We start from the raw sequence: 385 nt of genomic DNA, 5'->3' as shown, positions 1-385 counted from the left end.
CGCCTGCCGAAACGCCCGCAGATATCCACCACCTTCTTCACCAGCTCAGCATTGCTCTGAGCCAGTCGGTTCTTGTCAAATTTGATGTTGTCTTCCAGACCTGTGCGGCAGTGTCCGCCTCTTTCCAGACACCATAGATTGACCTCGAACTGATGCCGACCGATACCAGCGGCAGTCCAGGTAGCACCGGGAAGTACCTCCTGCAGTTCGGAAACTAGGAAATCCAATATCGAGCGCCGCGCCGGCATTGCATTGGGTATGCCCATCACGAATTGGACATGGACCGGTGGTTTCAAAAACCCCTTTTTGACCAGCTCAGCCGCGTTATAGAGCATCGCCAAATCGAAGACCTCAATCTCTGGTTTGATGTCGTACTGCAACATCA

General features: G+C 53.2%; 1 protein-coding gene. It reads right to left on the bottom strand.

Annotated elements, in window-relative coordinates; all coding sequences use genetic code 11:
- Positions 1-385, bottom strand: a 385-nt coding sequence (locus ACTFO6_RS17910) for a 3-keto-5-aminohexanoate cleavage protein (RefSeq protein ID WP_439935766.1), incomplete at both ends; no start/stop codon positions are given.

Source organism: Pelomicrobium sp. G1, assembly GCF_051905455.1.
GTDB lineage: Bacteria > Pseudomonadota > Gammaproteobacteria > Burkholderiales > UBA6910 > Pelomicrobium.
The sequence above is the reverse complement of the archived record's forward strand: the minus strand, read 5'-3'. Positions and strand labels throughout refer to the sequence as shown.